Genomic DNA, 15,607 nt, shown 5'->3' on the forward strand with positions numbered 1-15,607 from the left:
TACTTTTTTATTTTTTAAAATAAAGATTTCAAAGAATAAAAACTAATAGTTTTAAAAGAAGTATATAAGGTAAAATATATATTATAGATTATTATAAAATATAAAGGAATAAGCATATGAAAAAAGAGAGAAGACGTATAATTATTGATTTTGAAGTATTGTCCAAAGGTGGATTTTGGATGTGTTGTATGAAAGACTATAAAACAGAAAAAGAACATATTATCATTAATAATAGAGAAGAATTTCTTAGAATCTTTAATAAAAATAAAGACTCTATTTGGGTTGGGTATAATATAAAGGGATATGATCAATGGATAATGAAGGCAATAATTGCTGGAACAGATCCTTGTATTATATCAGAAAAAATAATTGAACAAAATATTTCTCCTTATGCAGTAGACAGAAGTTTAAATAGAATTCCCATATATACTTTTGAATTAAATGACAGTTATAGAAGTTTAAAAGAATTGGAATTATTTATGGGAGAAGATATAAGAGAAAGTAATGTTTCTTTTGATTTAAATAGATATCCTACCAAAGAAGAAATTGAAGAACTTACTACTTATTGTCTTCATGATGTAAGAATGACTTTTAAAGTATTTCAGGAAGTTTACTACAAATACGAGGCACAATTGGGATTAATAGAATATTTTAACTTAGATGAAAATATGATAAACAAAACGGAGGCCCAGTTAAGTGCATATATCCTTGGAGCTAAAAAGCCTAATTATCCTAGAGAAGATGTAGTAGATTTTGAAATAGTTAATACTATAGAACTTAGTAAGTATAATAATATAAAACAGTGGTATGAAGATTATAATAATAGAGATTTTAAGAAATATCTAAGAGCAAATATATATGGTGTTGACACAGATTTTGGATGGGGAGGACTTCACTCTGCAAGGAAAAAATACCAAGGTGAAGATTTTATTGTAAACTCTGATGTTAGTTCCTTTTATCCATCTATCATGATAGAATATGGACTTCTTAGTAGAAATGTACAAAACCCAGGCAAATTTAAAGAAATAAGAGATACAAGATTTAAATCTAAAAAAGAAAAAAATCCTATAGAAAAATCTCTTAAGCTTGTACTTAACTCCACATATGGTGCATGTTTAGATGTAAATAATGATTTATATGATCAAAGACAGGGAATAGCTATTTGTGTTAATGGACAATTATTACTTCTTGATTTAATAGAAAAGGTTGAATTAACCTTTGGTGATAGAGCAGAATTTATACAAGGGAATACAGATGGTGTTATGTTTAAATTTAACTCTAAGGAAGATGTAGATAAATATTTACAGATTTGCCAAGAGTGGAGCAAAAGAACAAAAATGAACTTAGATCATGATTTCATAAAAAAAATAATTCAAAAAGATGTAAATAATTATGTTTACGTCAAAGAAGATAATAGTATAAAAAGCAAGGGTGCTTATGTGAAAAAACTAAGTCTAATAGATAATGATTTACCTATTGTTAATAAAGCTATTAAAGAAAAATTGATTAATAATGTAGAAATAGAAAAAACTGTTAATGATAGTAATAATCTAATAGACTTTCAAAAATGTATCAAAATTACAGGTAAATATAGTCATGCAGTTTATGGTAAAGAAAATATAAGTCTTAAAGTACTTAGAGTATTTGCTAGTAAATCCAGTAGTGACAATGCCATAATGAAAATGAAAAGTGATGGAAAATTAGAAAAGATAAGTTATACTCCTGATAGAGTTTTTATTGATAATAGTCAGGTGATTAATAAAGAAATACCACAGAAATTAGATAAGTCATGGTATATTAAACTGGCAAAAGATAGGCTGGAAAGTTTTATTCCAGAAAATTCATTTACTTTATTTGATTATTTTAATATGATTTAAATATGAAAAAGAGCCGTAGAAAATACGGCTCTTTTGTTTGGGCTAGCGTCATACTTATACTAGATGTATAAGTTCCCACTTATGGATATAATTATAAGTCATCCATCTACAAAAGTAAATGGAAACATTTGTAAAATAAGCCGTAATTTAAAATAAGATAAGGTTAAAAAATTCTATTCTACTGTGGAATATTATTTAAGATAAAAGAAGGTACATCTTGGACAGGTATATTTAGAACTGTGGCAAATTCCTCATCTATTAATTTTTCAGCAGTCTTTTTAAAATCTTCATCCGTTTTAGATATTTTTTTCCCAATAGATAATTTCTCTTTTTCGATAAGAGCAATACTCTTTACTAACTGAGCTAGTTCTTCACACTCGTTATTTTTTATTACTGATTTAAAGTGCTCACTTCTTTGTCTATCGTTTTCTATTATAAGTACGTCTAGATTAGGTATACTTTTGATTATTGATAGTACTTCTTTTTCTGATATAAGATGTCTCATAAGTACTTTTTTGTTGTCGGTAGGAACTTTGATAATAGTATTTTTATCAGAATAAACTGGCTGTATTACATAATAGGATTTACGGCCTATGTAGATATTTTCTTCTTCCACAATATCTAATACTTTACAAACACTCATTGACCCATAAATTACATAATCATTTTTGCTAAACATGTAAGAATCACCCCTTATAAAAATAGTTTTGATAATTGGGATTAACTTATCAAAACTTTGCGCTATACTTATATTCTATCATACTTTGCATGGTGTATGTAAGATTTATTAAATACGCAAAAATAAACCTATGGCTAGTTAGCTATAGGTTCATTTTTTGGAGAACTTCATAATTAACAATTTTTAAAAGTAGTAGTATCTAAATTAGTATATATAAGTCCACTACTTACTCCAAAGAAATTAAGGCTAGAGTCTGCATAAGAAGGCTCATCGCTTAAATTAGAATTTGTACAAGAGTAAGCTATTTCTTCGTATCCTTTTTCAGTTAAAGCTAAATTTTTAGAAGTTGAATTTTTATTCATATTTAACACCCACCTTTTATTTGTTTTATTTTTATAATATATATTGTATGAGAGGTGGGAGTTAATGTCAATTAAAAATTAGAAAATTCTGAAAATTTTTAATATTTAAAAAAGTATCCTGAATACAATATAGAAAATAAAGTTTAATGTAATATAAAAATAAAAATACTTATTTTATTAAAGAATAACTTTTGTTAAATAAAAAAACCTTAAAACTCAAAATATTAAATTAAGAGCTTTAAGGTTTATATTATTATTTTTTTGCTAACAGAGCAGCGCCCAGAGCACCTGCATATCGTCCATCATTAGTGCAATTTACTTTTACTTTAAGTTTAGTAGATAATGATGATGCAAAATATTGGCTATGACTTAATCCACCAGTTAAAATTATTTTATCGGATAGTTTTTTCTTTTGGCAGAGAGAAGATACTTTTGTAGCAACGGAGTCTACTATTCCACAAGCTATATCTTCTCTCTTTGTACCTTTACCCATTAATGAAATAATTTCACTTTCAGCAAAAACTGTACAAAGAGAACTGATTGACACAGGATTTCCAAGTTTAGCCATAGAAAATAATTCATTTATAGTAATACCAAGTCTATTTGACATTATTTCAAGAAATTTACCTGTTCCGGCTGAGCATTTATCATTCATTATAAAATCACTTACAATATTATTTTCGATTTTTATAACTTTAGTATCTTGACCACCTACATCTATTATGGTGCAATTTTCACCAGCTAAATAAGCTCCACCTATACCGTGACAAGTTATTTCAGTAACAATTTTATCTGCAAAATCAACAGCTACACGACCATATCCTGTTGCAATAACTTTATTATTATTACTATTAACATTGATGTCCATTGATTGTAATTTTTCTTTAATTAAGTTGGAAGTTTCTTTGCTACTCCAACCAGTTGGAAGAACAAATTTATTTTCTTTATCTCCAAGTACAACCACCTTGGAAGCTGTTGAACCAATATCTATTCCTATATAATTCATTTTAAAAATTCCTTTAACAGTATTTATCTCTTTTTGAATTAATGTTAGTTTTAATTTCTGTAATTTTTATAATATCTAAAGACTCTTCATTGATACATTTTTTTATTTCATCAATATCTTCTTTATTAATTAAAAGAGATATACCACAACATTTGCTTGCAACTCGTGGAGTAGGAGCAATTGTAGATTTTATATTTCTTTTTTTTAAAGAATTGTACAGCCTCATACCACTATCATGGTTATTAAACAGTACATAGTATTGAACCTTTTCCATTTTACATACCTAACATTTCAATAAATGCACCAATTCTTGTACGAAGTTGTTCAGCATCACTATCAGTATAATCAGTTTCTATTCCTAGTACTGGTATGCCAGCTTCTTTAAGAGCTCTTTCAACTGTAAAACCTTCCACATCATAAAGAGAACAGAATTTAAGATTAATATCTATTATACCATCAACTTTATATTCTTTAGCTAAACGTATAATATCATCAATTCTTCCGTGGTTTGGAGTGAAGCAAGCACAGTTTATGCCCATATATCTTTCACTAAGAGCTTCAATTTGATTTTCTATAGTAGTTTGACTTTCATCTACTAAGTTCTCAAAGTAGCGAGTACCTGTACACATTTCTTCACATACTACAGCAGCACCGCTTGTTTCAACTATATTATGTATTTTCCAGTTTGGTATAGCAAGAGGAGTACCAGTTAACATTATTCTCTTAGTACCTACTGGAACCACACTTATATTATTGTTTATTCTTTCTTCTAATTCATCACATAATTTGTTAGTCATTTGAGTAAAACGAGCAGGATCGTCATAAAATGCAATTTGAGATATAACTAAAGCATCTCTACCACTTATAGGTAAGCATTCATTTTTTCTACATTCATATAAACGAGCTAGTGCGCGTCTTTTATCATTTATTAGTTTTATGGCAACTGACAATTTTTCGGCAGTAATTTCATTTCCTGTGAATTTTTCAACAACATCTTTAAATTCATTTATTTCTTCAGCCCATGCTTTTATATCTTTTCTACGTTTCATCTGAGGCAAGTCCATTATATGCATTGGAACATCTTCTCCTAGAATTTCCCAAGCCTTTTTCTTACCATCACAAGTTGTTTCACCTATGTACATATCTGCTATTCTAAAGAAAGGACATGTTTTATCAAGTCTTGCACCAACAGAAGCCTTTATTAATGGACATGTGCTAGTTGGTAAAACCTTTTCTCCTCCTGGAACCCAAAATTGTGATCCACCACATAAACCAGTAGCTATTGCATCTGCTGCAAATACAACTTCATCTGGAACATAAACACAGAATGTACCAAATACTTTACCACCATTTTCTTGGTGTTTTATTAATTCTGCCGGACGAACACCGTGTATTTCAGCAACAACAAAATTATAATAATCCATTGATTCTGGTCTATTTTCTTGACTTAAAAATACATCTCCAAAAGCTTGTGGAAGTACCTCACATAGTTGATCATGTGTGTCTAAATCCATTCCTAAATTCTCCCACATTTGACGGTAATCTGCCATAAAAAATCCCCCTTATACATGTATTTAATATTTAACACATAAAGACTAACATAGCAAAAAATCAAAGTCAATTTATATACAAAAATACAATAAATAAGGTTGAAATATAGATAAAATCTATATTTCAGTTATTATATTTTTTATGGCATTAATACAGAAATCTATTTCAGCTTTTGTATTAAAATGACTAAATGCAAAACGAACTGTACCCTTAGGAAAAGTACCTAAAGTTTTATGAGCCATAGGAGCGCAATGAAGTCCTACTCGTGTCATAATACTATATTGGCTGTCTAGTAAAAAGGCAACTGTAGCATTATCTATATTCTGAAAATCTAAGGAAACTACAGAAGAACGATTTTTCAAATTATCTTTTCCTATGATTTTAATTTGAGGGATTTTTTTAATTTCTTCTATAAAGTAACTTGTTATCTCTAATTTTTTATTGAAAATATTTTCAAGACCCTCACTTAATAAGTAATTAAGACTATGATTAAGGCCGATAATTCCAGGTAGGTTCATAGTACCACTTTCAAATCGATCAGGTAAAAACTCAGGAAGAACCTCTGAGTCTGATAAACTACCAGTGCCACCAGCAATTAGTGGATCTATTTGTAAAGCTAAGTCCTTAGAAACAATAAAACCACCTATTCCTTGTGGTCCTAAAAGTCCTTTATGACCAGTAAAAGCTAAAAAATCTATATTTGACTTTTGCATATCAATAGGTATTATACCTGCACTTTGTGCAGTATCTACTACAAAAAATATATTATTTTCTTTGCAAATTTCACCGATTTCATCTATTGGAATAATAGTTCCGCAAACGTTAGAACAATGAGTAGTAATAATAGCTTTTGTATCTTTATTTATAAAAGAAGCAAAATCCTTAGAATTTATTTCTCCTTTATTATTGCCATTAACCACATCATAACGTACTCCTGAATTTTTCATTTGAGTTAAAGGTCTTAAAATAGCATTATGTTCCATACTGGAAATAATAACATGGTCACCCTTTTTTAAGAATCCTTTAATAAAATAATTTAAAGAATATGTAACACTTGGAGTGAAAATTACATTTTTTGAATTGGAAAAATTAAAAAGTTTACATAGAAGTTCTCTTGTATCCAATACTAAAGATTGTAAACTGTAGGCACCTTCATAATTTCCCCTATTTATATTAAATGCACCATTTTCAATGAAATTCTCCATAGTTTTGCCAAGTCCAGGAGCCTTAGGAAAGGAAGTGCTGCCATTATCAAAATATATAAAGTTCATAAGTTTTATCTCCTTTTTGAAAAATTATTAATTATATTAGTTTCATTAAGAAAAGGTAACACTTATGAAGGTTTAAATCAATATAATTAATGATGCATATAAAAATTCTATTAATAAAAACTAATAATAGATTTTACTGATAGGAGGTAAAAATGAATTGTAAGTGGGTTTCCAATGAAGATAGAGATTTAAAGTGTAGTAGACATGCCAACTCATCTGGTTATTGTCTTTTTCATAAAGAAAACAAAAGCAAAAGAGAAAGAGCTTTATTTGATGCATATATAAAAAAAGGTGAAATTAGTGATTTTACAGGATTTTGTTTCGAAGATAAATTTGATATTAATAAAATAGTGAATTTTAATTATGAAAAATTAAAGTTTTGTGAAGCTATATTTAAAGAAGAAGCAAACTTTAGTAATTTTACATTTAAAAATACTGTAGATTTTACAAATGCTCAGTTTGAATCTTATCTTTATTTTAAGCAATCAACTTTTTTAGGAAACTGCATATTTCATAAAACTATTTTTAATACTAAATATATAAATGAACTGGTATTTGAAAAATCAGATTTTAATGGTCAGAAACTTATAGTAGAAAAATGTGTCAACTTTCCCCGTTTAGATGGAATTGTTTTCTCACCATATACAAAATTTATTTTAAAAGATACATATTATAATGAAGAAAATTCATTATGTGGTAGAAATAATTATAAAATAGCAAGAATACAAGCAAAAATAACAGAAGATAATGAGAATATTGGTTACTACTATTATAATGAAAGAAATTATGCTAGTAATTTCTTGAAAAACAAGAAATATGATGGGTACAGGGATTATTTAGTTAATGATTTTTTTGACTTTTTATCAAAATATTTTATAGGTTATGGAGAAAGGCCCTTAAAACTACTATTAATAAGTTTTTCCATTATAAGTTTATTTGCTTTTATATATTTATTTACAGGAATAAAAAGTCTTTACCATGGATTAATAAAAGTAAATTTATTAAATAATACATATTCACTTTATGAACTTGTTACTTTTTATATGGAAGCGTGGTATTTTTCTATGATGACCTTTAGCACAGTAGGATATGGTGATTTTATTGCCTTTGGTTTATTGAGCAAAATGTTAGTATGCCTAGAAGTTTTTTTAGGAATAACAATACATGCCACATGGACATCTATATTATTCTCAAGAATGATAAAATAATTTTAGAAAATAATTCAAGATTATTACTCAACTAAAGGGGACAAAATAATTTAGACTAAAGTTACCAAGAAGGTGAGAATTTTGAAAAAAGGAGCACAAGTATTACTAGTTTTTCTAATCATTATAAGTATTGTTACTCCTAATATTTCTTATGGTGAAATTACAAATGTAGATAAGTTTTCCAAGTCATCAATATTAATTGATCAAGACACCGCTAGAGTTTTATATGAAAAAAATCCTGATGAAAAAAGACCTTTAGCCAGCCTTAGTAAGATGATGACATTTTTAATTGCTATTGAAGCAATTAAAAATAAGGAGGTAAATCCTCAAGATATTATTGTAGTAGACAAAGATATAGCAAAAGTAAGAGGATCTTCTTATAAATTAAAAGAAGGAGAAAAAGTACCGCTTATAGAGCTTATGAAGGGTTTAATGATAGTATCAGGAAATGATGCAGCAGTGGCAATATCAAAACATATTGGAAAAAGTGAAGAGAAATTTGTGAAGAGAATGAATAAAAGAGCAAAAGAAATAGGAATGACAAATACTTCATTTGTAAATTGTAATGGTCTTCCCATATATAGTTTATCTGATCCTAAAAAGCCACCAAAAGAAAATATCTCAACGGCAAGAGATATTGCTAAATTAGGTAAGTATATGATGGATAATTATGAAAAGGAAGTAACAGCCATAACAGATATGCAAACTTACACTTATTCAGAAAGAGGTTTTTGTAAAAATAACACCAATGGACTTCTTTCTATAATACCTGATGTAGATGGAATAAAAACAGGATATACAGGTAATGCAGGATATTGTTTAGCTTTCTCAATGAAAATCAATGAAGATACTAAAAACATAGAAAATAGGTTAATAGGTGTATCTCTTGGAGCTAATCATAAAAATAAAAGAATGCAAGCGTGTCTTGCAATGCTTAAGTATGGAAAGGAAAATTTCACCACACAAAAAGTTATGAGTAAAGAAGAGTTAATTGGTAAAAAATATTTAAAGGGGCTAAATGAGTTAGAAATCATCTTAGAAAGCGAAGATGACTTAATAATAGTGAAAAAAAATGATGAGAATATAAATACTCAGCTAACATTTAAAGAGATTAAATTACCTATTAAAAAAGGTGATGTATTAGGAGTAATAAAATACTATAATGATGATGGAGAAATTTTAGGTGCTAGTAAAATCGTAAGTAGAGAAGATTTATGTAATATTTCATTAAAAACAAGAATAAAAATTTTGTTTGCCGATTAATATCTAAAAATTAGTTAATAATTATAATGTAAGGTTATATTAAATTATATTGAAATTTATTTTCGCCTATGTTATACTATCAGAGGTGAAAAAATAAAATATAAATATCACACACGGCCATGGGATCCTTAAAAGGTGCCATAAAATTGGTTTTTTAGGGAGTTGATCATGCCGGAGGTACAAAACCAAGGAGGTACAATATGTCAGTAATATCAATGAAACAATTATTAGAAGCTGGTGTTCACTTTGGACATCAAACAAGAAGATGGAATCCTAAAATGTCAAGATTCATCTTCACAGAAAGAAACGGAATCTATATAATAGATTTACAAAAAACAGTTAAAAAAGTTGAAGAAGCTTACAAATTCGTTAAAGAAGTAGCTGAAACTGGAAAGCCAATCTTATTCGTAGGAACTAAGAAACAAGCTCAAGAAGCTATAAAAGAAGAAGCTGAAAGATGTGGAATGTTCTTCGTAAACGAAAGATGGTTAGGTGGAATGTTAACTAACCACCAAACAATTCAAACAAGAATTAAAAAATTAAGAGAATTAGAAAAAATGGAAGAAGAAGGTGTATTCAACGTTCTTCCTAAAAAAGAAGTTATAAAATTAAACGCTGAAAAAGAAAAATTAGAAAAATACTTAGGCGGAATAAAAGACATGCCTGAATTACCAGGAGCTATATTCGTAGTAGACCCAAGAAAAGAAAATATAGCTATACAAGAAGCTCACAGATTAGGTATACCAGTAGTTGGTATAGTTGATACAAACTGTGACCCAGATGAATTAGATTTACCAATACCAGGAAATGACGATGCTATAAGAGCTGTTAAATTAATAACTGGTGCAATGGCTACTGCTGTAATAGAAGGTAGACAAGGTGCTGAAGAAGAAGTTGTTGAGGAAGAAGCTCAAGAACAATAAAAAAAGATAAATGGTAAGGGGGGGTTCCCTTACCATTTAGAATATATAGGAGGAATAATAATGGCTAACATAACTGCACAAATGGTTAAAGAATTAAGAGAAACTACTGGAGCTGGAATGCTTGATTGTAAAAAAGCTTTACAAGAAGCTGAAGGTAACATGGAAAAAGCAATAGACTTATTAAGAGAAAAAGGTTTATCAAAAGCTGCTAAGAAAGCTGATAGAGTTGCTGCTGAAGGTTTAGTAACTATAGAAGTAAATGCAGATAATACTACTGCTGCAATAGTAGAAGTAAACTCAGAAACTGACTTCGTTGCTAAAAACGAAGATTTCAAAGTATTCGTTAAGGATGCTGCTGAAATGGCTTTAGCTACTGAAGCTACTGAAATAGAATTATTATTAGCTGAAAACCACAAAGAAGGTAAAGCATTAAAAGACGTATTAAACGATAGAATAGCTAAAATAGGTGAAAAATTAGACTTCAGAAGATTCGAAAAATTAACTACTGAAGGTCAAATAGCTGGATACATACATGGAGCTGGAAAAATAGGTGTTTTAGTTGAATTATTAACTGAAGCAAGAGATGAAAAAGTATTAACTATGGGAAAAGATATAGCTATGCAAGTTGCTGCTATGAACCCAAAATACGTTTCAAGAGATGATGTTGATCAAGATTATATAGCTCATGAAACAGAAGTTCTAACTGCTCAAGCGTTAAACGAAGGAAAACCTGCTAACATAGTTGAGAAAATGGTTAAAGGTAGATTAGAAAAAGAATTAAAAGAAGTTTGCTTATTAGAGCAAACATTCGTAAAAGATTCTGATTTAACTATAAAGAAATTAGTAGCAAACACTGCTAAAGAAGTTGGTTCAGACATACAAGTTGGTAGAGTTGTAAGATTCGAAGTTGGTGAAGGTATAGAAAAGAAAGAAGAAAACTTTGCTGAAGAAGTTGCTAAGCAACTTAAGTAATAGTTAACCAAAAGAGAACACTTATGTGTTCTCTTTTTTAAAAAATATAATAAATAGTAAAAAATATATATGAAATGCGCACGGGAGGATTTCTATGGAACCTAAGTACAAAAGAGTATTACTTAAGCTAAGTGGTGAAGCACTAGCTGGTAACAAAGGATTTGGAATAAACAATGAAGTTGTTAATGAAATAGCAGTAGCTATTAAAAAAGTACAGGAAATTGGTGTTGAAGTTGCTGTTGTAGTAGGTGGAGGAAACTTCTGGAGAGGAAGAACTTCTGAAGGTATGGATAGAACAACAGCTGACTACATAGGAATGCTTGCTACAGTTATGAATGCTATGGCTCTTCAAGATGCCTTAGAAAATATAGATGTACAAACTAGAGTACAAACTGCAATAGAAATGAAAGAAATTGCAGAACCATATATAAGAAGAAAAGCTGTAAGACACTTAGAAAAAGAAAGAGTTGTAATATTTGGTTCGGGAACTGGAAATCCATATTTCTCAACTGATACAGCTGCAGCTCTAAGAGCAGCAGAAATGGAAGCGGAAATAATATTATTAGCTAAAAAAGTTGATGGTGTGTATGATAAAGATCCTGTTTTACATGCTGATGCTAAAAAGTTTAATGAATTATCATATATAGAAGTACTACAAAAAGAATTAAAAGTTATGGACTCAACTGCAACATCTTTATGTATGGATAATAGTATTCCAATAAAGGTATTTGAGTTAACAACAGAGAATATATTAAAGGCAGTGTACGGAGAAAATATAGGAACAACTGTACATTAATAAAAAACTAATTAAACGAAGGAGGAGTAAAAATGAAAGAAGTACAAAATAAATTACAACAACAAATGGATAAAACAATAGAAGCTTTAAAATTTGAATTTTCAACAATAAGAGCTGGTAGAGCTAATGCACAAATGTTAGACAAAATAAGAGTAGATTATTATGGAACTCCAACTCCTATTAATCAAGTTGGATCTATATCAGTACCAGAACCAAGAACTTTAATGATAAGTGCTTGGGACAAAAGTGCAATGAAAGAAATAGAAAAAGCTATAAGAAACTCAGATTTAGGTTTAAATCCAACTAATGATGGAGAAGTTATAAGAATAAACGTTCCAGCATTAACTGAAGAAAGAAGAAAAGAGCTTTGCAAGCAAGCTAAAAAATCTTCAGAAGAGTTTAAAGTAAGAGTAAGAAACGAAAGAAGAGACGCTAACGATAAACTTAAAAAGTTAGAAAAAGAAGGCGAAATAACTGAGGACGAATTAAAAAAAGCACAAGATAACGTGCAAAAAATGACTGATAAATATATTAAAGAAATAGATGTATTATTAGATGCTAAAGAAAAAGATATAATGGCGGTATAATAACTTTGAAAAATTATTATGAGCTATTAGGCCTTCCTTTAGATGAAGTTAAAGAATATTTTGATAATAAAGAAATAAAATATACTACAACAATTCTTCAAGGTAAGAAAGATAAGGATAAATTAATTTATCCTAGAGTAATCAAAATTACACAAAAAGAAAATAACGTAGAGTTATTTGTAACTTACTTTTCTGGCTCCTTAATATAAGGAGTCAGAAATAATATTTGGAGTATGAATATGAAAAACAATTTGTTTTATGATATAGATTTAAATAGAGTACCTAAGCATATTGCTATCATAATGGATGGGAATGGAAGATGGGCTAAAAGTAAGTTTTTACCTAGAACAGCAGGACATAAAGCTGGTGTAGAGACTATAAGAACAGTACTTAGAGAATGTAAGAAGCTAAATGTTAAATATGTTACTTTATATGCATTTTCAACAGAAAACTGGAAAAGACCTAAATTAGAAGTAGATACATTGATGAATTTATTATCTACTTATTTAAAAAATGAAGTAGCATTACTACATAAAGAAAATGTTAAATTAACAGCCATAGGAGATATAGATAATTTACCAAGTAAATGTGTAATAGAATTGAATAAGGCAATAGAATTAACTAAAAATAATACAGGGTGTAATTTGAATTTAGCTTTAAACTATGGTGGAAGATTAGATATAAAAAATGCACTAGTTGATATTATTAATGATGTAAAAGTTGGTAAAATAAATTTAGATGAAATTGACGAAAATACTATAAGTAATCATTTAAGTACAAAATGTATTCCAGATCCAGATTTAGTAATAAGAACAAGTGGAGAAGAAAGACTTAGTAACTTTTTATTATGGGAAGTTGCTTATGCAGAATTTTACTTCACAAATGTTCATTGGCCTGATTTTGATGAAAAAGAACTACAAAAAGCTATATTTACATATCAAAATCGAGATAGAAGATTTGGTGGAATAAAATAAGGAGAATAGCTATGAGAACAAGAGTTATAGCAGGATTATTATTAGTTCCATTATTTATCCTTATAATATTTGGAGGAACACCTTTATATATAGGAGAAGCTATAGTAATCTCAATTGCCTTAAACGAATTTTATAAGGCATTTGAACCAAAGGACATTAAGCCATTATATTATATAGGTTATATTTTTTCTATTTATTTACTAATTAAAAACTATCTTCAACTACCTATATCTTATACTTATACATTAATATTTATATTATTCTTAATATCAATAATACCAATATTAATGGTAAAAAGAAATGTTATAGATATAGTAGTTACTTTCTTTGGAATTTTTTATGTTGCTTTATTAATAGACTTTATAGTATTAACTATGGATAATTTCTCAAGAGGAAATATTTATGTCTGGTTAATATTTATTATTGCGTTTATGACAGATACATTTGCCTATTTTTCAGGTTATTTATTTGGAAAACATAAACTAATTCCTAAAGTAAGCCCTAAAAAGACTGTGGAAGGAAGTATTGGAGGAATATTAGGTTCCACATTAATATGTTTAGCCTTTGGTTATTTCTTCAAAATTGATTTAAAAGTAATAGTATTTTTAGGTTTCTTTGGAAGTATTGTTGCTCAATTTGGAGATTTATTTGCCTCGTCAATAAAAAGATATGTTGGAATTAAAGATTATGGGAAATTAATACCAGGACATGGTGGAATACTAGATAGATTTGATAGTGTAATATTGGTTGCACCATTTGTATATAGTGTAATTAATTTATTTATAAAATAATTTAGCTTCAGTTAGGACTGAAGCTTTTTTGCTTACAATAATACTTGCAAATTTTGAGCCAAGGGAATTTATTATTTGAAATTTCTATGAATATTGCAAATAATAATAGCAATAATGATATAATACATAAGTAAAGACAAATTATAATATATGACGGAGAAAGGAATTTTTTATGAAAAAAATTACTATACTAGGTTCTACAGGATCTATAGGTACTCAAACTTTAGATGTGGTTAGAAAAAATAAAGATAAGTTTGAAGTAGTTGCTATTTCTGCCAATAGCAGTGTAGATTTATTACTAGAACAAATATTAGAATTTAATCCTAAATATGTTGCGGTTTATAATGAAGAAAGTGCCAACAAATTAAAGAATATGATTCCAAATAATATAGATATAGAAGTGTTAAGTTCTATGGAAGGATTAGTTAAGATATGTGAACTAAAAGAAGTAGACGTTGTCTTAACGGCTGTAGTTGGAATGATAGGACTTGTGCCAACTATGGCTGCAATAAAAGCAAAAAAAACAATAGCCCTTGCCAATAAGGAAACCTTAGTTACAGCTGGGGAGATTGTAATGGAAGAAGCAAAGAAAAATAATGTGGATATTTTACCAGTTGATAGTGAGCATAGTGCCATATTCCAATGCTTAAATGGTGAAAGAAAAAAAGATGTAGAAAAGATAATATTAACAGCTTCAGGTGGCCCTTTTAGGGGTAAAAAGAAAGAAGAGTTAATTAATGTTACAAAAAATCAAGCTCTTAAACATCCAAACTGGGATATGGGAAGAAAAATAAGTATAGACTCGTCAACACTTATGAATAAAGGTTTAGAAGTAATAGAAGCTAAATGGCTATTTGATGTGGATGTGGAAGATATTGATATAGTAGTTCATCCACAAAGTATAATTCATTCTATGGTATCTTTTAAAGATAGTTCAGTAATGGCTCAACTGGGATGTCCAGATATGAGACTACCAATAGAATATGCCCTAACTCATCCAGGAAGATCTACAACAGATTTCGAAAGATTAGATTTAGCTAAAATGGCTACTTTAACTTTTGAAAAACCAGATATGGAAACATTCCCTTGTTTACAATTGGCATTTAAAGTATTAAAATTAGGTGGAACATATCCAACAGTATTAAATGCTGCCAATGAGGTTTTAGTAAATGAATTTTTAGATGATAAAATTGGATTTTATGACATACCATATTACATAGAAAGAAGTTTAGAGCAGCATAATAATAGAAGTAATCCAACTTTAGAAGATATTTTACAAGTTGACAAAGAAACTAGAGAATTTTTATCTAACTTACTTAAATAAAAGTATTAAAATTAGGAAGGTGA

Annotated in this window: 17 protein-coding genes; 11 read left to right on the plus strand and 6 right to left on the minus strand. The window is 28.6% G+C overall.

What is annotated here, in order from left to right; genetic code table 11:
* Positions 1 to 116 precede the first annotated feature (116 nt).
* Complete coding sequence (locus tag TVTCOM_RS06635) at positions 117 to 1,877, plus strand: hypothetical protein (RefSeq protein ID WP_434799064.1); 1,761 nt, start codon at positions 117 to 119, stop codon at positions 1,875 to 1,877.
* Positions 1,878 to 2,055: 178 nt separating this feature from the next.
* Here TVTCOM_RS06635 and TVTCOM_RS06640 read toward each other — a convergent pair whose 3' ends face one another.
* The 6 genes from TVTCOM_RS06640 to TVTCOM_RS06665 all read right to left on the minus strand — a co-directional run bounded on the left by TVTCOM_RS06640 (position 2,056) and on the right by TVTCOM_RS06665 (position 6,746).
* Entirely contained in the window at positions 2,056 to 2,556 is a 501-nt protein-coding gene (locus TVTCOM_RS06640) for a CarD family transcriptional regulator (RefSeq protein ID WP_434799065.1), read from the minus strand.
* A 173-nt stretch (positions 2,557 to 2,729) separates the two neighbouring features.
* Positions 2,730 to 2,918, minus strand: a complete 189-nt coding sequence (locus TVTCOM_RS06645) for a hypothetical protein (protein WP_434799066.1) — start codon at positions 2,916 to 2,918, stop codon at positions 2,730 to 2,732.
* Positions 2,919 to 3,171: 253 nt separating this feature from the next.
* Positions 3,172 to 3,924 (minus strand): acyl-CoA dehydratase activase, encoded by a 753-nt coding sequence (locus tag TVTCOM_RS06650; protein ID WP_434799067.1) that lies wholly within the window; start codon positions 3,922 to 3,924, stop codon positions 3,172 to 3,174.
* 13 nt (positions 3,925 to 3,937) lie between these two features.
* Positions 3,938 to 4,198, minus strand: coding sequence for a DUF3343 domain-containing protein (locus TVTCOM_RS06655; RefSeq protein WP_434799068.1), 261 nt, complete (start codon positions 4,196 to 4,198; stop codon positions 3,938 to 3,940).
* Between the two features lies 1 nt (position 4,199).
* On the minus strand, positions 4,200 to 5,474 hold the full coding sequence (locus TVTCOM_RS06660; protein ID WP_434799069.1) for a double-cubane-cluster-containing anaerobic reductase: 1,275 nt from the start codon (positions 5,472 to 5,474) through the stop codon (positions 4,200 to 4,202).
* A gap of 117 nt (positions 5,475 to 5,591) precedes the next feature.
* Positions 5,592 to 6,746, minus strand: coding sequence for an aminotransferase class V-fold PLP-dependent enzyme (locus tag TVTCOM_RS06665; protein WP_434799070.1), 1,155 nt, complete (start codon positions 6,744 to 6,746; stop codon positions 5,592 to 5,594).
* 152 nt (positions 6,747 to 6,898) lie between these two features.
* Between TVTCOM_RS06665 and TVTCOM_RS06670 the strand changes: the two genes are divergently transcribed.
* The 10 genes from TVTCOM_RS06670 to TVTCOM_RS06715 all read left to right on the plus strand — a co-directional run bounded on the left by TVTCOM_RS06670 (position 6,899) and on the right by TVTCOM_RS06715 (position 15,584).
* A complete protein-coding gene (locus TVTCOM_RS06670) occupies positions 6,899 to 7,954 on the plus strand; it encodes a potassium channel family protein (protein ID WP_434799071.1) in 1,056 nt (351 codons plus the stop codon).
* 81 nt (positions 7,955 to 8,035) lie between these two features.
* Positions 8,036 to 9,217 (plus strand): D-alanyl-D-alanine carboxypeptidase family protein, encoded by a 1,182-nt coding sequence (locus TVTCOM_RS06675; protein ID WP_434799072.1) that lies wholly within the window; start codon positions 8,036 to 8,038, stop codon positions 9,215 to 9,217.
* A gap of 200 nt (positions 9,218 to 9,417) precedes the next feature.
* Positions 9,418 to 10,140, plus strand: a complete 723-nt coding sequence (rpsB, locus tag TVTCOM_RS06680; RefSeq protein ID WP_434799073.1) for a 30S ribosomal protein S2 — start codon at positions 9,418 to 9,420, stop codon at positions 10,138 to 10,140.
* A 60-nt stretch (positions 10,141 to 10,200) separates the two neighbouring features.
* Positions 10,201 to 11,112, plus strand: a complete 912-nt coding sequence (tsf, locus tag TVTCOM_RS06685; protein WP_434799074.1) for a translation elongation factor Ts — start codon at positions 10,201 to 10,203, stop codon at positions 11,110 to 11,112.
* Between the two features lie 94 nt (positions 11,113 to 11,206).
* On the plus strand, positions 11,207 to 11,908 hold the full coding sequence (gene pyrH / locus TVTCOM_RS06690) for a UMP kinase (protein ID WP_148557803.1): 702 nt from the start codon (positions 11,207 to 11,209) through the stop codon (positions 11,906 to 11,908).
* 32 nt (positions 11,909 to 11,940) lie between these two features.
* On the plus strand, positions 11,941 to 12,495 hold the full coding sequence (frr, locus tag TVTCOM_RS06695; protein WP_434799075.1) for a ribosome recycling factor: 555 nt from the start codon (positions 11,941 to 11,943) through the stop codon (positions 12,493 to 12,495).
* Positions 12,496 to 12,500: 5 nt separating this feature from the next.
* Positions 12,501 to 12,704: a hypothetical protein gene (locus TVTCOM_RS06700; RefSeq protein WP_434799076.1), complete on the plus strand. Its 204-nt coding sequence runs from the start codon at positions 12,501 to 12,503 to the stop codon at positions 12,702 to 12,704.
* 30 nt (positions 12,705 to 12,734) lie between these two features.
* Positions 12,735 to 13,469, plus strand: coding sequence for an isoprenyl transferase (locus TVTCOM_RS06705; protein ID WP_434799077.1), 735 nt, complete (start codon positions 12,735 to 12,737; stop codon positions 13,467 to 13,469).
* A gap of 11 nt (positions 13,470 to 13,480) precedes the next feature.
* Positions 13,481 to 14,260 carry a phosphatidate cytidylyltransferase gene (locus TVTCOM_RS06710; protein ID WP_434799078.1) on the plus strand — a complete coding sequence of 260 codons (780 nt, stop codon included), beginning with the start codon at positions 13,481 to 13,483 and terminating at the stop codon, positions 14,258 to 14,260.
* 172 nt (positions 14,261 to 14,432) lie between these two features.
* Positions 14,433 to 15,584, plus strand: a complete 1,152-nt coding sequence (locus TVTCOM_RS06715) for a 1-deoxy-D-xylulose-5-phosphate reductoisomerase (RefSeq protein WP_434799079.1) — start codon at positions 14,433 to 14,435, stop codon at positions 15,582 to 15,584.
* Positions 15,585 to 15,607 lie beyond the last annotated feature (23 nt).

This window comes from Terrisporobacter vanillatitrophus (assembly GCF_051148895.1).
In the GTDB taxonomy this organism is placed as follows: Bacteria; Bacillota; Clostridia; order Peptostreptococcales; family Peptostreptococcaceae; genus Terrisporobacter; species Terrisporobacter vanillatitrophus.